An 18,930-nucleotide genomic window follows, 5' to 3' on the forward strand; every position below is an offset into this window, starting at 1 on the left:
GGAAATATGGTGTTGAAAGCCATTCCCTATCAAAAGGATAACCGAGATGAACCAGTTTGATTCTGCGCTCCATCAGGGCACGCCGGGGGTTAGCGTGCTGGATAATCGTGGCCACGTTATACGGGAGTTACGGTATTATCGCCATCCAGATACACCGCAGGAAATTGCTGAGCGTATAGCTTTTCATCAATATGATAGTTATGGGTTTATTTCTCAAAGTATCGATCCGCGTCTGGCGGAAAGACGAAAGCAGGATAGTTCGGTTAAGCCGAATTTGTCTTACTTTACGGCCCTTAGCGGCGAAGTTTTGCGTACTGACGGCGTTGATGCAGGCACAATCTTTTCCCTGAATGATATTGCCGCTCGTCCTGCCATTAGCATTTCCGCCACCGGCGTGTCACATACCTGGCAATATGAAGGTGAAAATCGGCCGGGGCGGGTACTCAGTCGCAGTGAAAGGGAGAAAGATCGAGAAGAGCGAATTATTGAGCGCTTTTACTGGGCTGGCAGTGATGCATCGCAAAAAGCGAACAATCTGGCGGGGCAATGCTTACGCCATTATAACAGCGCCGGGCTGAATCAAACGCTGAGTATTGCGCTCACTGGCACGCCGATATCGGCGTGCTTTCAGCCACTGCTGGAGAGCGCAGAGCCGGAATGGCAGGGGACGAATGAATCGGCGTGGCTGGAATTATTGACGCCGGAAATTTTCACCACTTACAACCGCGCCGACGCCAATGGGGAAACCTTGGTACAAACGGACGCCATGGGGAATATCCAACGGTTGGCCTACGATGTAGCCGGTTTTCTTAAAAGCAGCTGGCTGAGTTTAAAGGGCGGGCAAGAGCAGATCATAGTCAAATCGTTGACCTATTCGGCCGCCGGACAAAAGCTGCAAGAAGAGCACGGTAACGGTGTGCTCACCACTTATAGCTATGAGGCGGAAACTCAGCGTTTAATCGGTATCAGAACCGAGCGTCCAGCGGGGCATTTATCGGGAGCCAGAGTGTTTCAGGATCTGCGTTATACCTACGATCCCGTAGGTAACGTGCTGCGTATTACCAATGACGCGGAAGCGACTCGTTTCTGGCGTAATCAGAAAGTGGTGCCAGAAAATACCTACATCTACGACACTTTGTACCAATTAGTCAGCGCCAACGGGCGCGAAATGGCAAACATTCCGCAACAGAGTAGCCAACTTCCCACACTGTCTCCGATTGATAACAATGCATATACCAATTACATCCGCAATTATCACTATGATTCTGCTGGTAATTTGATGCAAATTCGCCATACATCGGCCGCAGCCAATAATAGTTACACCACCAATATAACTGTTTCAAAATACAGCAATCGTGCGGTATTAAGCTCACTAACCGACGATGTCGATAAAGTGGAGGCGTTCTTTGACGCCGCGGGACGGCAGAACCAACTATTGCCTGGTCAAACGTTAAGCTGGAATGCTCGCGGTGAACTGGCGAAGGTCACGCCGGTTGCGCGCGATGGGCAGGAATCTGACAGTGAAACATACCGTTATGATGCTAATAGTCAGCGCGTTAGCAAAATGGCTATTCAGCAGTCCAATAACAATACCCAAACTCGGCGAGTGCTCTATCTGGCAGGTCTGGAACGAAGAACAATTCATCAAGGTAATACGTTGTTTGAAACGTTACTGGTGGTGAAAATTGGCGAAGCTGGCCGGGCGCAGGTACAGGCAATGCACTGGGAGCTTGGGCAACCTACTGAAGTGGCTAACGACGAACTGCGTTACAGTTACGATAATCTGATTGGCAGCAGTGGGTTAGAGGTGGATGGAACCGGGCAATTGATCAGTCAGGAGGAATATTACCCCTATGGTGGTACTGCCGTGTGGATGGCGCGCAGTCAACGAGAAGCGAGTGATAAAGCCTATGGCTATTCAGGCAAGGAACGGGACGCCACGGGGTTGTATTACTACGGTTTCCGCTACTATCAGCCGTGGGCTGGCCGCTGGCTGAGTGCCGATCCGGCGGGTACGATAGATGGGCTGAATCTATTTAGAATGGTCAGGAATAACCCGATTGTACTCCATGATCCTGACGGCTTGGCTCCGGGTTTTTTTGAGCGCATCAGTTCATTTCGGAAGAAAGACACATTAACGATTTCATCCCTCAAAGGAACCGGGCCGTTTTATACCCGTTCAGAAAGCGAGATTGACATCGATTTTCTGTTCTCCAGACAGGATAGGGATAAAGACTTTCCGCCACAGAACCACAAGGAACTTTCTGCGGAAGATCGTCGAGAGGTGTTAGAAGTTTCCTCAGGTGAGAATATCACATCAGCCAATAAATCCTCTAAATGGTATGCAGGAACACATTGGGAAACTAAACCATTAAAAAATAATACTGATCTGGTGGTTCTTCACAACGGTGTGCAGGGTGCCGCAGGGATTAATATTAATCTGAATGATATAAAACCTGGCCGCTCCGTGCTGGTGACGGCTGGGACATTAACCGGATGTACGATGATTACCGGTGTTAAAGGGAATAATTTTTATGCTTTGCATGCCGGAACCGGAACCCCATCCGAAAATTGGGTAACCGGTGAACACGGAGTGACGGATAATTTCCGAATGCTGAATAAGTTAATTCCGGATGCCGGTATTGACCTGAATCCAGAAGCCGTGAATGACAGCTTATTAACGATATTGGATTATTTTGATAATGGAACTATCGCTTACAACGGTAAGAAAGGCAGTGAAATACATAGAGATGCAGATAATATTCTAAATTACCGAACCACAGGTTACGAAAATACCGTTGGTGTATCTTTCAGTCTATTAACAAAAGACAAAAATGGTGAGGTGTCGGCATCAACGTTATTAGAGCTTGGTGAGCTAAAACCGCATAAGAAACATAGAACAAGAGGCCAGTTTGGAATGACTGAACTGAAATACGAGGCCAGAAAGAATACCGTCGTTAAATTACGCTGAAGCACTAGCCTGCCTGATTTAATCATTTATTTAATAAGGCAGGCTATTTTTTCATCCTCACTATGTTGTTTTTATATTTTCAAACTGCGCTATCAAAAATAGCCATAAATAATATGGGGTGTCGAGCAACATTCTTTTAGTACGTAATCGTATAGTTCACATCTATCGAACGTATTCCCATTCATGTGCTCGTTTTTTTCATGTTTAACCAGGAGATATTTATGGACATACAGCTGTTTAGTAAAACCCCATCGGTCACGGTGTTTGATAACCGGGGCCTAAGCGTTCGCGATATCGCGTATCGCCGTCATCCTGATACACCTAAAGTGACGGAGGAATGTATCACCTATCATCAATTCGATTTTCGCGGTTTTCTGGCTCAAAGTTTAGATCCAAGACTAAATCATAAAGAGGTTACTAATTTTTCTTATCTAACTGATTTAAATGGAAATATCATATATACGCAAAGCGTTGATGCGGGTAACACGCTAGTTCTGAACGATACTGAAGGAAGATCCGTTATAGCGATGACCAATATTAGCAGAGGGGAGAATGGTAAGGACGACCTCAGTCTGGCCGTCACCCGAACCTTTCAGTATGAAAATGCCCCGTTGCCAGGCCGTCCACTGAGTGTAACCGAGCAGGTGAACGGCGAAAACGCGCGGATTACAGAGCATTTTGTGTATGCGGGCAATACGCCGCAGGAGAAGAATCTGAACCTCGCCGGGCAGTGCGTCAGTTATTATGATGCGGCCGGCCTGATACAGACAGACAGCGTGTCATTAACGGGTAAACCGTTATCGGTTAGCCGTAAGCTGCTGAAAAATTTGGATGATACGAACATCTTGGCCGATTGGCAGGGGAACGATACTTCCGCCTGGAATAGTCTGCTGGCGACAGAAATCTATACTACTGTGACTCGCACGGATGCGGCGGGTGCGGTGCTGACAACCATTGACGCAGTGGGCAATCAGCAACGCGTGGCGTTCGATATTGCGGGCCAACTGTCAGCGAGCTGGCTGACGCTAAAAGGAGGGCAGGAGCAGGTTATCATAAAGGTGTTGACGTACTCTGCCGCTGGACAGAAGCTTCGAGAGGAAGGCGGTAACGGTGTGGTAACCACTTATACTTACGAGGCGGAAACTCAGCGTTTGATCGGTATTAAAACCGAGCGTCCGAACGGCCATGCCGCCGGTGCGAAGGTGCTACAGGATTTACGTTATGAATACGATCCGGTAGGAAATGTTCTCAGCATCACTAATGACGCAGAGGAAACGCGTTTTTGGCGCAATCAAAAAGTGGTGCCTGAAAATGCCTACCGTTACGACAGCTTATATCAATTGGTCAGCGCCAGCGGACGGGAAGTGGCGGGAGCTGGCCAGCAAGGCAGTGATTTACCTTCCCCTCTCGTTCCTCTTCCCTCTGATTCTTCGGTATATACGAACTATACCCGCACTTATACCTATGATTCCGCCGGTAATCTAATGCGCATCAGACACAGTGCGCCCGCGACCAATAATAATTACACCCTAAACATCACCGTGAGTGAGCGTAGCAACCGTGGCGTAATGAGTTCGCTAACGGAAAACCCTGCTGATGTGGATGCGCTCTTTACCGCAAGTGGAAGCCAAAAGTGCCTACAGCAAGGGCAGAGCCTGATTTGGACACCGCGTGGTGAGTTACGCACTGTGCTTTTAGTGGCTCGCGGCGAAACGGCGGATGACAGTGAAAGCTACCGTTATGACGGCAGCAGCCAGCGTATTTTGAAAATCAGTTCGCAGCAAACGAATCACAGTGCGCGGGTGCAACGGGCGCTATATTTGCCGGGGTTGGAATGGCGAACTATGACTGGCGGCGTGGCGGAAGCGGAAAACTTACAGGTTATCTGCATAGGTGAGGCGGGGCGTGCTCAGGTGCGTGTACTACATTGGGAGAGCGGAAAACCAGATGGAATAATCAACGACCAGATACGCTGGAGCTACGATAACCTCACCTGTAGCAGCGGTCTGGAAGTGGATGGCGATGGGCTGGTCATCAGTATGGAAGAATATTATCCCTATGGCGGAACCGCCGTGTGGGCAGCACGGAGTCATATAGAAACGGCATATAAAACAGTCCGATACTCAGGCAAAGAACGGGATGCAACCGGGCTGTATTATTACGGTTTCCGCTACTATCAACCTTGGGCGGGTCGTTGGCTCTCCGCCGATCCTGCGGGTACGGTTGATGGGTTAAATCTGTATAGAATGGTGAGAAATAATCCACTGCGGCTCACCGATCCGGATGGAATGGCTCCATTAGATTGGCTGGATTTGGATACGACTAATGCGTCTAGGGATATTGTTAAGGCCATTTACCAACTAAACCAGATAGACGGGCCTCATAGAGGCGTTAGAGATACTTATCAACGTATGACTGAAAGTACCGGAATGATTTTACAGGAGACCTTAAATAATGAGGCGGTGCTAAAAGGTATAAAACAGAAAGACAAAGAAAAAAAATCAAGAGGAATGAAATTTACCAATTCAAAATTAAAAACCTACGCCGCTCATGCGGGTGTTTTAAATACGCTGCAACCGGATCCGGTTTATAAAGATGGTTTTCTGAATCTTCCCGGAAGCTTGGGTAATAAAAATACCTTTCCCGGTGTGGAACTGATTGAGGATAAAGTGAAACCGTCACTGAGTCAGTATCATCCTGATAAACTAGGTAAAAGTCAAAGATGGAAGCCAGAATCGAGCCTGGGGTATTACCGAGTCGCAGATACAGAAGCATTTATCACTGGCATCCGTAGCCAATATAAATCATCGGGAACAGATCTTCATGCGGTGGTTGAAGGGCGAATTCGGGATCATCTTTTAGCAAATAATAATGTTTTACCTAAAATGGCCGGGATCGCCGGTTTACATGCAGAAGTACAGGCGCTGAATTATATTATTTCTAATCCTGATATTGAAGGTGGAAACGCCGAAAGGCTCAACGGCAGTTATATCTTTACCCAAAGGCTGGTTGGGGATGTGAATCAAGATTTCCCCGCCTGCTATAACTGTTCCGGAATTATATCCGGTCTGGAAAACGTCATGACCGGACGAGTCAACAATGATGTAAGACTAAAGCGTCGAAAGTCATTTTAGACCAGCGCGCAACGTTGAAATAGGGCCTGATGTGATAGGCATTATTTTTGTTCAAATCTGAATACGTAAGTTATACCGCTCCCAATATTGGGAGCGTTTAATTTTCGGGTATTATTATTCCCCTAAAAATGTAACGACCGTTGATATTTCTGGCGGCATGAGGGAGGGGGTAAACGTTTTACGAAGTCACCCAAGGTTAAATGGTGTTTTATTTGATCGGCCAGAAGTATTGGCAACGAATAGGATTGGGGGAATTAGGTGATGATTCTTGTTGGGAGTCGCAGCCAGTCTTTTGAATCCAGTCCTGCCGACGATATTTATTTGTGAAAATACATCGTGATAGATTGGCCTAACCAGCAGGTACGGAAAATATTAAAATGTTGCCGTAAGGCAATGCGAGCAGATCCTACAATTATTAATATTGAAGCTGTTATCGGTTAAAATAATGGTTCTAATTTTTGGTGGAGCCAAACCGTCTTGCTATATTAGGTTTTATGATTTTATGATTTTATGATTTTATGGTTTTATGGTTTTATGGTTTTATGGTTTTATGGCCGTATTTCTTATCGCCAGGCGTTACCACGACCAATATTAATGAATTTCGTAAATTTAAGGTGCCTAAAATATGTTCATTAGTTATTTTCATTAAAAATAACTACTACAATTAGAATCTCTCCTCACGGCAAAGTAGAGTTTATTCCCATCACTTCCCCGTAACCTTCAGTTACAACATTTGCGGAAAGTAAATAATTATATACCTCATGTCCATATTGGCCTACAAATTTGTAGAATGAAAAAATCGGATATTCTCAGGTGGTCGTAAAATTGGTGTGGCCGACGTATATTGCCGATTTTTGAAAGTATATTCCGCTTAAAAACGTTAGCTTCTTTCATGTTTATTACGAAGTTCGGGTTTATATTTTGGCAAGACCACCGCTATAAATATCTGTCTATTCATCTCATAATTTTCTTAGCCTTTTTTCAGGTACATATTATGCCTTTATACCCTTTAGTTCCCAATAATCGTCAGGTTTCAATTGAAACACAGTTAATTGCAAATGCCACTACGCCGGAAGAGCGCACCGAGGTTAAAAATCTGTTTGCCCAGATAAAGATGCTGCACAATGTTCCAGAATCGCAGACGGTGGTGTCATCAGGCCGGCCAAGTCTAAAAAATGTCTTGTTGCATGGATTGTTGGCACAAGGCGGTATGCCGTTAACATCCGAGCGGGCCGCTCCTGTGCTGATCGCAGGACACGGAGCTAATCCTATAGCCCAAACGCTGGGGCAGGTTCGAAATTTACAGCGGGAAATCGCAACCACTCCCACTCTTCTAACCGAAGAAACAAAGCTGCGTATGCCACGCTATGCGGTATTTCCACCTAAAACAACGCCTCAACCGCCGGTTCTGGATGACGTCAAAATTGTTAAGATGTTTGATTTTTCCTGTATGAATAACGGCGAAAATCTGACTTTTGCACAAATACTACGTCAAATTGGTAAAACTTTGAGGCAGCCAATTACCATGATGACGGTTGAAAGTAAGAATATAGATAGCTGGAATAAAGGCCAAGGGTGCCCTACGAATCAGGAAATAGAGAAAGCGACCAATATTACCGAGAAGATTGATTCTATTACTTCTCAGCTTTTAACTTTATTGCCCGGTAGCCAGCCTTTGGCTATTGCTCAATATATTGTCGGACCTTTGCTGGAACACGCGGCTAATGATCTTGAAGGAAAGCCTACTTCGCCAGAAGAGGAACTGAATTTATTACAGCAAGTGACTCAGCAAGCCAAATTCAGCATGAGTGCCAGCACGCATAGTGAACAGCAACGCTTATATACCAGGCCAATATCTGAACCGAAACTACCACAGGTAGAGCTGCCAAAGTTCTATCTGAAGAATGGAGTTAACCATATTAAACTGGCGCTCAATGGCAAACTTCATGATGTTCCTCTCGTTGAGCATAAAGGGAAAAGTTTCGCTGTGTTGCCTAAAGGAAAAAATGGCGGAGAACGCCGGCAGCAAGTCTATTTCAGCTACCTTTCGCAGGAGTGGAAAACGACTGGCGATGGTAAATTCATTCGCTTTAGTAAATTAGATCAGCGTGTGGCACATGAACTCTCCCTTCATTCTCGCCATCGCCATAAAACTGCCGACGGCAACGCCAACGTTTACAGCGTACGTAATCCTGTTTCATCTCAGCCTCAACGATTGCAGGCCATTGAACTCTATGGTCGATTGGTGCCTTATCGCTACGATTTGGCCAGTCATGAGCAATTTGTTTACGATGCTAGGCAGCCAGAATCCACGGGTCATAAAGTAGAATATGCGAATCAAGAATGGCACATTAAAGCACCGGTCTCTCTGGACGTGGTGCCTGAAGTGTCTACGGCCATGGGTAAATATGATATTCAACCGCTGCAGTTGAATGAAGCGAAGCTTTCTGCGCCAAACCATTTCGGTATTCAACGTACCCGTAACGGAAAGCAGGTGATTAAGATTGATGGAAAGCATTATTCAATTTCTCAACAAGGAAAGCAGTTGCTACTGGGACATAGAAATAATATTCCTATCGAGCTGACATCAGGGGAAGGGAGTAAGGTAAAGCTGGCATTGGCGAATACAGGAACGGCGGGTAATAAGGCATTTAATCTGGTAGATCTGCCAATAATTGGTAAATCCTTGAAGGTTCAAATGGCTCGTAAGGTTATTACCAAATCCTTGCCAATTGCTAAAGCTAAAATTGAACTGACTCTTGAAGCCATGGATAAGCCCGAACTCAGAGAACAGGTGAAATTAGCGCAAAAAGCGTATTTTGGCAGAGAGTTTCCGCTTAAACCACAGAATGAAATTATACTACGTAAGACGTTGAGTCATATCAAAAATGACTTAGAGCGTATTAGCCATCGTAATTTCAGTTTCGACAGTCAGGTAGGAGAGACAAATACGGTGGCCGAGTTGTCAAAAGATCAATACCGTCAGTTGGGTAGAAATCCTAATAGCAAAATAATCAATGTAGGTCGCGACGGTTTTCACACCTATTACAAAATGATGGGAAAAAGTAAGCAAGCGGTGGCCGATGTACTCATTCATGAGTTGTCTCACGGTGCGCCAAACTCACTTGATTTTGTGTATATAGGTACTCGGCAGCAGACGAAAGTCGGCAACGTTGATGTGTTCGAACTGATTAATCTCGGAAATAACAATCTCAATAACCCAGATGCGGGTCAGGCACCGCAAAGTGTATATGCGGGAAGCGATCTCAAGGATTTCAATAGTATTAATACTTCGGGTTCAAAAGGTTTGAAGAATGCTGACTCCATTGCACAATATGTTTCCTTTTTGAGTAAAGCAGAACGAAATCCTGACGCTTTTAATCAGGATTATCAGTCTCTGCTAACGGCAGCGGAAAAATCCAATGACTTCCAGCAGCGTGTAGAAGAAAGCGTGCCAGTCAGCCGCAGCCGTCGCGCGGTAGAGTCGATTCATCAGCCGCCGTCTGGTCTTCTGTTAGCTATAGAAAGAGATTCTGGGCGCTATCACCTCTATCGACCACTGTAGTGTTAATCCGAATGGCTAAGGTTATAATGCTGTCATGACTTCTCGCCGGATAATACATCATACTTTCTTGTTTATCCGGCGATGCCAAAAAATAAAGAGCTAAAAGATGACATTATTTATGTGGCAGATAATGAAGATGTATTGCCGATATTCAATAGTAAAAATACCTGCATAGCTTGATAAAGTCGAAAGTTTGAATTTTCGTGAATTAATACGACGAGAAGTCAGAGCTTTGCGGAGTATTTAACCCTATCGTTCGGTCTTTTCATTGTGAAGATTGAAATTAGAATGATTCCAATATAAGAAATAAAAAATGAATGGGAAATAGCAGGATTACTCACTATGGCGAAATTTTATTAGTTGGCTGCCGAAAATACGGCAGCACAATGTTAACTGATTAGATAAGACAAAATAGACATATATTTAATGGTTAGGCCTCTGGCATGGCCGAAGAGTGATGTGTTGATATTTTCCACTCATTGCCGTCCCAGGCATAAGTAAAGGTATAACGTGCTGAAACCGTTGATTTATCGGAAAAGGTAAAGGTATAGGTGCCAGTATCAACGGCTTTATTGCAGCCAATACGTATGGTTCGGCTATCAATTTTGCCAACGGGTTTTTTCTCCAGGAAATGCTCAAAATAATCGATACGTTCTGCGTCTGTCAGGCGTACCTTATTCGAAACCGTGGGCAGTAATACCGCATCGCTTAAGTAATTACCTGCCACTTTCTTAGCATCTCCGGTCTGCAAAGAGTCATTCCATTTATCAAATAACCGTTCAATTTGTACCGATTCAACCTTAGTGCAATTGGGAGCCGTTGTAGCCAAAGCGGAACCAGAAATCAGCAGCAGTGAGCCGAATAAGCCAAGTGATTTTTTCATATTTATTCCTTTCTTCAGTTAGTTTTTCCTCCTGTCAGAAGTAACAGTAATAACCTGAGTAAACAACATGGTTTTAATATAGTTACATTTATTTACTATAATTTAGGTAACTATGTAATTTTATATATTGAAGTGAAATAACATACTGATTAATTTACAGGGTATGAGTAAAAAAACAGGAATAAAAAACCTAATTATTTTTATTTCCGCCCATAAAACTCTATTGACATCGAGTTTTATGGTTCATTATCAATATATTTTTGATTGCCATGCTAGAATTCAATTTGGTTCGGTTAATCAATTGAGTTGCAGATTAATCATCATGATAATTAATGATTATTTTATTTGTTATACTCAGCATTTATAGAATGGAATATATATCTTTATTGGGCAGGCTAATTTGATGAGGGGGGTATTTTAGAATAAGACTTGATTGATTTCTTATATCGCTATCCTGTTTTTGCACTCTCTACAACCGAGTTACCTAGAAATTATGAAAAAAGTCATTATTGCTACTATTTTGATGCTGTTTTCATTCAGTGCATTGGATCAGGATGCGGATGTCAATAATTCAGGCGATGTATTATCTACATCAACAACGGCGGAGATAATCAAGAAAGACTGTTCTGGAAAAACGCTAAAGCCGTGGCCAGTTTTGCTTGACCACGACAAGGGAGACCTATGACGATGACGGAAGCGCTTGTCTAAGCTAAAACTGTGATGATTGATAAGGTGGTGTGGGAGTAGATAAAATAATGCGGTGAGTATCGGGAGCATGGATATTCAAGCTGTTGGGAATTGTTGTCGATTTGTGTATCTTCTTACTTGGTTAACTCGCAGCGTAGTTCAAGGATGATTTATATGAGTTTTAAAAATTTCTCTGTTTTAATGGTGTTGTATTTCAGTTTTATTTTCTCTCTGAACGCTGGTACGAATATCAGCCATGATTGGCACTATGTTCCTCCGGAACCCGCTTCTTCTTTGGCAAAGAGCGATCGATCGTCGCTAGATGAAGCGCTGGATAATCAAAAGAATAGAAAAGCGCTGAAGTGGGAGCTTAAAGAGCGATATCGAACGTATTCCGAGCAGAAAATCGATCGGGTAACAGGAGAAGTGGCAGAGGAAAAACAAGGGATAGTGTTTGAATAAATTTATTGAGATGAGATTGGCTCAAAATTTCACGATGAATTTTATCTTATCTAACTATAAATTATAGGTTTTTTTCTGATCTACGGTGTTTTGGCAACCGTTCGCAAGTTTTTAGCTGTGAATACTATTTACAGAGGGGTTCATGACTTTGAGAGCCTACGATAAGTCTTAAAGTAACCCTTGTTTATTGTACGTATATGTTTTGCCACATATACTGCCTGTCGCTAACCGCCATTAGCTCATTATGGAAGAGCGTACGACCATTTCAGTTGTAGGTTCGGGGTTCGAGACCTCGATGGCGGACCAAATAAATAAGCAAACTGGGTTTAAGTCGATGACGGGTACCCCTGAGATGTCCAGTTTGCTTACTCAGATTGATTTACGGCCTATTTATGGATTATTACCAACGGCTGTTTAAACAGTGCTCCGAATATTCATGCGGTCATCGTATAATGGCTATTACCTCAGCCTTCCAAGCTGATGATGCGGGTTCGATTCCCGCTGACCGCTCCAGCTTTAAATACCACTTCAGCCGTTTAACGGCTCCACGCAATCGAGAAACGGTAGGCCGTTAAACTCTGTTCTGACATCAGAGCGACATCTTCTTTATCACGGTGATAATGATCGACGGCGATATCGCCAGTGGTATTTTCAAATGTTTTTCCGAGAATTCGTACAAATTTATCCCAAACTGAAGCTCCTTTCACATCGAGATTCCAGGCTTCTTCTACCTGATTGGCAGCAGACGCAGAGACCCATAAAAAATGATTTGGAAAAACTTTAGTTTTTTTTCTCCATTATTTTTATACCTTTCGGCTGTCATTTTTAGTATTACAAGAATGGAGGCTAAACTACGTGGGTATGATTAAAATCGTAAATCCGAACACTTTATTTTATGCGCTACTGTGTTCACTTATCTCTCTCGCAAAAAACAACCTGCACAGCCTGTTTTTGATGACGAAGTTTATTTGTTATATAGAGAAAAATAGTATGGGTGAGACGTTAAAGCGGTGCGAAAGTGTTTTTTGCGGGTGTTGTTAAATGCCTTAGGGATCGAATTAACCTTTTGGAGTATAAAGTTGGTGATGTTTTCTCTTCAGAACAAAATGAGCTTTGGCGTGGAATATTTCACGTAATACCTTGCGTAAGATAATGATGGTTTTAGTGGAAAAAGGGCTGCTTGAAAAACATCATGGTTCCGGTATTTATATAAGAAAAAAATCTTCAGCCCAATGTTAATACGCTAAAAAATTTTTTGAGAATGCTCAGCAGGCGAGTAAAAGTTGTACCAATAAAGTGCTCTAGTTTATGGTGATAAAAGCCAATGCGGATATTGCTTCTCAGCTGAAAGTAAAAACGGGCGAGCAGGTTTATCACGCGATATTAAAACTATCGCTCCGATCATAATCCGTCAACTGGCTGTGAAAGTGAGCGATCTCCGCTGCTATTTTCATCATTGAAAATAGGAATGGCTTTCCCATGATCGATTATCTTAATTTTCTCCCTCCATGCCGGTTTTTCTGTTTTTAATCTATTCTCCTCTGTGTTTTTAATCCTGCTTTGATGGCAGGCTTAGTCATTTTTAACCTGATTGCACTGATTAAAGGAAAAACAGCTTATTAAATGGGTTTTGTGCACAAATAAAGTGCGACGAGGTACAGGGTTAATCTTTTTTTTGTATTTAAATTACTGATTTTTAAGCCAAATTATAATTGGCATTGTAATTGCTAAAACTATTTCATCTTGTATACCAGATGGGATACCAATCAATGCCTATATTAACTGTAGCGGAATGGGTCAGTTTTTATCATAAACAGCCTGAACGGCTGAACGCGGCGCTTCAGCACATGAGTAAAGAATGGCATAGCGATGATAATGCATGGATTTACTTGGCTAATGAGCAGGAAATTGGTTCGCAGGTCAATCGGCTGTTAAAGGAAATCAATTCCGGTGGAAAAAAGGCCAGTGATTTCCCCTTATTTGGCGTTCCCTTTGCGATAAAAGATAATATCGACGTTGCAGGTATGCCCACCAGCGCTGCTTGTCCCGCTTTTACTTATTTCCCCGAGGAGGACGCCACCGTAGTTACCCGCCTGAAAGCCGCAGGTGCGATAGCGATTGGAAAAACGAACCTCGATCAGTTCGCGACAGGATTGGTGGGAACCCGTTCCCCCTTTGGTACGGTTGCTAACGCTTTTAACGCGGACTATGTGAGCGGTGGTTCCAGTTCAGGCTCTGCCTCGGTGGTAGCTCGCGGTTTGGTCTGTTTTTCGTTAGGTACCGATACTGCTGGCTCTGGGCGTATTCCGGCTGGTTTCAACAATATCGTCGGGTTGAAGCCGACCAAAGGCTGGCTGTCTACGCGTGGTGTCGTCCCGGCCTGTCGGCTGAATGACTGTGTGTCTATTTTTGCTTTAAGCGTCGAAGATGCCTATTGCATTGCCGAACTGGCGGGAGGTTACGATCCGCTGGACGCCTATTCGCGCAGACATCCGCAAACTGCATCCGCTTGTTTCAACCCGATTCCGCGTTTTGCCGTGCCAGATAGACTGGAGTTTTTTGGCGACTTTCAGGCGGCAGTCGCATTTGACCGTTCGTTGACACGTTTAACCGAAATGGGGGCCGAGCTCGTTGCGATTGATTTCTCTGCGTTCCGGGCGTTGGCCGAACAGCTCTATCAAGGTGCCTGGGTAGCGGAGCGCACGCTGGCCGTTGGGGCGATTTTTCATGCGCAACCGGAAACCATGGATCCTCAGGTGCGCGCTATTGTCGCCAATGGCCTTAACTACAGTGCCTGCGATGCCTGGCAGGCGGAATATACTCGTGCGGAGCTGGCGTTACGCATCAATCAACAATTGAGTCACTTTGATGCGCTGGTTGTGCCGACGTCTCCCACCATTCGCACTCTTTCTGAAATAGCCGAACAGCCGGTGCGCTTCAACGCGCAGTTCGGCACTTACACTCATTTCGCTAATCTGGCGGATTTAAGCGCGCTGGCGTTGCCGGGATATTTTCGAGCCGATGGTCTCCCCGCCGGAATCACCTTGATCGCCCCAGCCTGGCAAGATCGGGCGCTGAGTCAGTTTGGCATTCTCTGGCAATCAGCGCTTTCGCAAAAAGTTGGTGCGATAGGGAAAGTGCTGGCCGCGGCTACGCCGCTAGCGGCCAGCTGTCACCATGTTCGCGTAGCGGTAGTGGGGGCGCATCTGCGCGGTCAGCCGCTCAATTCACAATTAACCCGTCGTGCGGCCACTTTTGTTGCAGAAACCCATACCGCCGCAGATTATCGCCTTTATGCCTTAGCCAATACTCAGCCTGCCAAGCCGGGGCTGGTGCGATCCCGTCATGGCCAGCGGATTGCGGTGGAGCTTTGGGATATTCCGCTGGCCCATTTTGGCGAATTTGTGGCGGAGATTCTGCCGCCTCTGGGGATAGGAACCCTTACGCTGGAAGATGGTTCCACGGCGAAGGGATTTATTTGCGAGCCTACGGCATTGAACGATGCCACGGATATCACTGCCTGGGGCGGCTGGAAAGCCTGGTTGGCCCGTGATCACCGAGCCTGAGGAGGCTATATGTTTAATTCGGTTTTAATTGCCAACCGTGGCGAAATAGCCGTTCGCGCGATTCGGACGCTAAAAAATATGGGAATAACCAGCGTGGCGGTGTATTCCGATCCTGATGCTAATGCCCAGCACGTTATCGATGCGGATATTGCCGTGGCGTTGGGTGGGGACAAAGCCAGCGACAGCTATCTGGATATCGACAAAATCCTTGCGGCGGCCAGACAAAGTGGCGCTGAAGCGATTTTCCCCGGATATGGCTTTTTGTCTGAACGTGCCGAGTTTGCTCAGGCCTGCGAAGACGCTGGCATTGTCTTTATCGGCCCCACTGCGGAACACATTGCCAGCTTTGGTTTGAAACATCGTGCTCGCGCCTTGGCCGCTGCGGTCGCCATGCCGATGACGCCCGGAACCTCATTACTCGCAACCCTGCGGGAAGCGCAAAGGGCGGCTGAGGACATCGGATATCCGGTGATGCTAAAAACCACCGCAGGGGGCGGAGGAATCGGGCTGATGCGCTGCGATAACGAGGGGGTTCTGGTAGAGGCGTGGGATAGCGTTAAGCGTATGGGGCAGCAGTTTTTCAGCGACGATGGTGTGTTTATCGAGCGTTTTATCGACCGGGCTCGTCATCTGGAAGTGCAAATTTTTGGCGATGGAAAAGGCAGGGTGGTGGCATTGGGAGAGCGGGATTGCTCGCTCCAGCGACGGAATCAGAAAGTTGTTGAGGAAACTCCGGCACCGAATTTACCGCAGGCTACGCGGGAAGCGTTGTATGCCTCTGCCATTGCCTTGGGGGAATCTGTTAATTATCGCAGCGTAGGAACGGTGGAGTTTATTTACGATGCGGCCAGCGATGCGTTTTATTTTCTGGAAGTGAATACCCGGTTACAGGTAGAACATCCGGTGACAGAAAGCGTCACCGGGCTGGATTTGATTGAATGCATGCTGAAAATCGCGGCGGGCGACGCGCTGGATTGGGAACGCATGGTTCAGCCACCGCGCGGCGCATCCATTGAAGTACGTTTGTATGCCGAAGACGCGCTGAAAAATTTCCAGCCCGCGCCAGGCGTACTGACCGAAGTCTGTTTCCCCGAAAATGTGCGCGTTGATAGCTGGGTTAGCAGCGGAAGTGAAGTCAGCGTGTTCTACGATCCCATGATCGCCAAAATTATTGTCCACGGTCAGGATCGCCATCAGGCGCTGGAGCGGCTGGTAATTGCCCTAAATACGACACGCTTGCATGGCATTCCGACCAATCTCGATTACCTGCGGCAGATTATCGGTCTTGCCGAATTTAAGGCTGGCGTGATGTGGACGCGTCTGCTGGATAGCGTGGTGTACCAGGCTCACAGTATCGAAGTGTTGGAACCGGGTACCTGGAGCAGCGTACAGGACTGTCCGGGGCGGTTGGGTTATTGGGATATCGGCGTACCGCCTTCTGGCCCGATGGATGATTTCGCTTTTCGTCTGGCCAATCGTATCGTCGGGAACCATCCATCATCGGCGGGAATGGAATTTACTCTGCAAGGCCCAACCCTGCGTTTTCATTGTGATGCCACCATTGCCTTGACCGGAGCCGACTGTCCAGCAGCGCTTGATGGTCGTGTCGTTCCCTATTGGCAGCCGCTGATCGTGAAAGCAGGGCAAATCCTGACGCTGGGGCGAGCCACTCGCGGCTGCCGTACTTATCTCGCGGTGCGTTACGGCCTGGATGTACCGGTCTATCTTGGTAGTCGCTCGACGTTTGCTCTGGGGCAGTTTGGTGGTCACGCCGGCCGTACCCTGCGCGTGGCGGACATACTGGCGATATCTCGGCCCGATCTGGCAGCCTGTACCACCCCTGCGCCGATTGCGCTGCCGCAAATACCGGAGCCAGCCCTGATCCCGCAGTACGGCGACTTGTGGGAGATTGGCGTGCTGAACGGGCCTCACGGTGCGCCAGATTTATTCACCGCCGCATCGATGGAAACCTTCTTTGCCAGCGAATGGCTGGTGCATTACAACTCAAATCGTTTAGGGGTGCGGCTGGTGGGGCCTAAGCCCGAATGGGCAAGAGCTGACGGTGGCGAAGCAGGGCTACATCCGTCCAATGTCCATGACTGCCAATATGCCATTGGTTCAGTGAATTTCACCGGTGATTTTCCGGTGATTTTGACTCAGGATGGCCCCAGTCTGGGGGGGTTTGTGTGTCCGGTGACCATTGCTAAAGCCGAACTGTGGAAAGTCGGGCAGGTTAAACCGGGCGACCGAATCCGTTTTCGCAGGGTGACGTTTGAGCAGGCGCAGTCTCTGGCGTCCGCGCAGGACGCGGCGTTGGCTGATTTACAGGCCATGTCGGCACCAGTCTCAACGGGAAAAGTATCACCCATTATTGAACCAATACATACGCGAAGTGCAGCGATACTGGCGGAATTACCGGCACACAATCAATGTCCTGCGGTGATTTATCGTCAGGCGGGCGATAACTACATTTTGATTGAATACGGCGATAACTTGCTAGATTTGGCGATGCGCCTGAGGATTTACCTGCTGATGCAGGCAATTACCCAAAGTGAAATAACGGGTATTGAAGAGTTGTCTCCGGGGGTACGTTCGCTCCAGGTGCGTTACGACAGTCAGCGTTTGACGCAAAGCCAATTAATGGCGCTGTTGCTGGGTTTGGAACAAACGTTGGAAGACGTCACTTCACTAAAAGTACCTTCCCGTATCGTGCATCTGCCTATGGCGTTTGAAGATAGTGCCACTCTGGCGGCCACCGAACGTTATCAACAAACCGTGCGGGCCGAAGCGCCGTGGTTGCCGAATAATGTTGATTTCATTCAACGTATCAATGGGTTATCCAGTCGTGAGAAAGTGAAGCAAATCCTGTTCGCCTCCAGCTATCTGATTCTGGGATTGGGAGATGTGTATCTCGGCGCCCCCTGCGCCGTTCCTCTTGATCCTCGTCATCGTTTACTCAGTTCCAAATATAACCCCGCGCGAACCTGGACGGCGGAAGGCGCCGTCGGTATCGGCGGGATGTATATGTGCATCTATGGCATAGATTCTCCCGGTGGCTATCAATTGGTTGGTCGTACGCTGCCTATCTGGAACAAATTCCTAAAAAATGAGCAATTTGGTGATGAACCCTGGCTGCTGAAATTCTTCGATCAGGTGCGTTTCTATCCGGTAACGGAAGAGGAACTCACCGCGTTTCGCCGCGCTTTTCGCGAGGGGCGAGCGCAGATACAAATTGAAGAGGTTGAATTCGATTTTGCCACTTATAGCCGATTTTTGATGGAAAACGCCGACGACATTGCGGCATTCCGCCAGCGTCAGCAGCAGGCATTCAACGGGGAAGTGGCTCACTGGCAGGCACAGGAAAGCGCAGCGGTCGAAAGCGCCATGCTGGCAGAGGCAGAGATAACCGAAGACCCGGATGGTCATTTGGTTAGCGCCGACCTGAACGGCAATATTTGGAAAATTCTGGTGGAACCGGGGCAATGGGTGAAGCAAGGAGAGCCGTTGATTGTCGTGGAGGCTATGAAGATGGAGCTGATGGTCGTCTCGCCCTACGACGGCACAGTGATGCGAATTCACTGCCAGCAAGGGCGGGCAGTCGAGCCGGGGGATGCGCTGCTGTGGCTGGATATTGCCAGTTGAAGATGCGTGTTATTGCCAAA

General features: G+C 46.7%; 8 protein-coding genes, 2 tRNA genes and 3 pseudogenes. 11 read left to right on the plus strand and 2 right to left on the minus strand.

Annotation, left to right across the window (positions count from 1 at the left end; genetic code table 11):
- Positions 1-46 precede the first annotated feature (46 nt).
- The 5 genes and pseudogenes from yenC1 (at position 47) to PL78_RS03795 (ending at position 9,670) form a co-directional block, all read left to right on the plus strand.
- Positions 47-2,971, plus strand: a complete 2,925-nt coding sequence (yenC1, locus tag PL78_RS03785) for an insecticidal toxin complex toxin subunit YenC1 (RefSeq protein ID WP_064513233.1) — start codon at positions 47-49, stop codon at positions 2,969-2,971.
- 221 nt (positions 2,972-3,192) lie between these two features.
- Positions 3,193-5,262, plus strand: a pseudogene (gene yenC2 / locus PL78_RS03790) (insecticidal toxin complex toxin subunit YenC2); the annotation flags it as partial.
- A 498-nt stretch (positions 5,263-5,760) separates the two neighbouring features.
- Positions 5,761-6,105, plus strand: a pseudogene (locus PL78_RS20970) (YwqJ-related putative deaminase); the annotation flags it as partial.
- A gap of 336 nt (positions 6,106-6,441) precedes the next feature.
- Positions 6,442-6,546, plus strand: a complete 105-nt coding sequence (locus PL78_RS21050) for a hypothetical protein (protein WP_371112906.1) — start codon at positions 6,442-6,444, stop codon at positions 6,544-6,546.
- A gap of 451 nt (positions 6,547-6,997) precedes the next feature.
- Complete coding sequence (locus PL78_RS03795; RefSeq protein ID WP_145933946.1) at positions 6,998-9,670, plus strand: hypothetical protein; 2,673 nt, start codon at positions 6,998-7,000, stop codon at positions 9,668-9,670.
- A 430-nt stretch (positions 9,671-10,100) separates the two neighbouring features.
- Here the strand turns inward: PL78_RS03795 and PL78_RS03800 are convergent, their stop codons facing one another.
- Positions 10,101-10,553, minus strand: a complete 453-nt coding sequence (locus PL78_RS03800) for an SgcJ/EcaC family oxidoreductase (protein WP_064513237.1) — start codon at positions 10,551-10,553, stop codon at positions 10,101-10,103.
- Positions 10,554-11,046: 493 nt separating this feature from the next.
- Between PL78_RS03800 and PL78_RS03805 the strand changes: the two genes are divergently transcribed.
- The 4 genes from PL78_RS03805 (at position 11,047) to PL78_RS03820 (ending at position 12,215) form a co-directional block, all read left to right on the plus strand.
- The gene (locus tag PL78_RS03805; RefSeq protein ID WP_064513239.1) at positions 11,047-11,238 is read left to right on the plus strand and encodes a hypothetical protein; all 192 of its coding nucleotides are present in this window, start codon (positions 11,047-11,049) and stop codon (positions 11,236-11,238) included.
- A 176-nt stretch (positions 11,239-11,414) separates the two neighbouring features.
- Positions 11,415-11,702, plus strand: a complete 288-nt coding sequence (locus PL78_RS03810; protein ID WP_064513242.1) for a hypothetical protein — start codon at positions 11,415-11,417, stop codon at positions 11,700-11,702.
- Between the two features lie 228 nt (positions 11,703-11,930).
- A tRNA-OTHER gene (locus tag PL78_RS03815) sits at positions 11,931-12,008 on the plus strand.
- 132 nt (positions 12,009-12,140) lie between these two features.
- Positions 12,141-12,215: transfer RNA gene (locus PL78_RS03820), tRNA-Gly, on the plus strand.
- Between the two features lie 26 nt (positions 12,216-12,241).
- Here the strand turns inward: PL78_RS03820 and PL78_RS19455 are convergent.
- Positions 12,242-12,478, minus strand: a pseudogene (locus PL78_RS19455) (family 1 glycosylhydrolase); the annotation flags it as partial.
- 993 nt (positions 12,479-13,471) lie between these two features.
- Here PL78_RS19455 and atzF point away from each other — a divergent pair.
- Together atzF and uca are read left to right on the plus strand one after the other, a co-directional pair.
- A complete protein-coding gene (gene atzF, locus PL78_RS03825) occupies positions 13,472-15,268 on the plus strand; it encodes an allophanate hydrolase (RefSeq protein WP_145933949.1) in 1,797 nt (598 codons plus the stop codon).
- A 9-nt stretch (positions 15,269-15,277) separates the two neighbouring features.
- A complete protein-coding gene (gene uca, locus PL78_RS03830; RefSeq protein ID WP_064513245.1) occupies positions 15,278-18,910 on the plus strand; it encodes an urea carboxylase in 3,633 nt (1,210 codons plus the stop codon).
- The last annotated feature ends 20 nt before the right edge of the window (positions 18,911-18,930 follow it).

The sequence above is a fragment of the Yersinia entomophaga genome, from assembly GCF_001656035.1.
Classification (GTDB): Bacteria; Pseudomonadota; Gammaproteobacteria; order Enterobacterales; family Enterobacteriaceae; genus Yersinia; species Yersinia entomophaga.

Bases quoted from the DNA above. Each gene is read 5' to 3' on its own strand.
- PL78_RS03810 (WP_064513242.1), top strand. From the start codon at position 11,415: ATGAGTTTTAAAAATTTCTCTGTTTTAATGGTGTTGTATTTCAGTTTT.
- PL78_RS03805 (WP_064513239.1), top strand. From the start codon at position 11,047: ATGAAAAAAGTCATTATTGCTACTATTTTGATGCTGTTTTCATTCAGT.
- PL78_RS03795 (WP_145933946.1), top strand. From the start codon at position 6,998: ATGTTTATTACGAAGTTCGGGTTTATATTTTGGCAAGACCACCGCTAT.
- yenC1 (WP_064513233.1), top strand. From the start codon at position 47: ATGAACCAGTTTGATTCTGCGCTCCATCAGGGCACGCCGGGGGTTAGC.
- PL78_RS03800 (WP_064513237.1), bottom strand. From the start codon at position 10,553: ATGAAAAAATCACTTGGCTTATTCGGCTCACTGCTGCTGATTTCTGGT.
- atzF (WP_145933949.1), top strand. From the start codon at position 13,472: ATGCCTATATTAACTGTAGCGGAATGGGTCAGTTTTTATCATAAACAG.
- uca (WP_064513245.1), top strand. From the start codon at position 15,278: ATGTTTAATTCGGTTTTAATTGCCAACCGTGGCGAAATAGCCGTTCGC.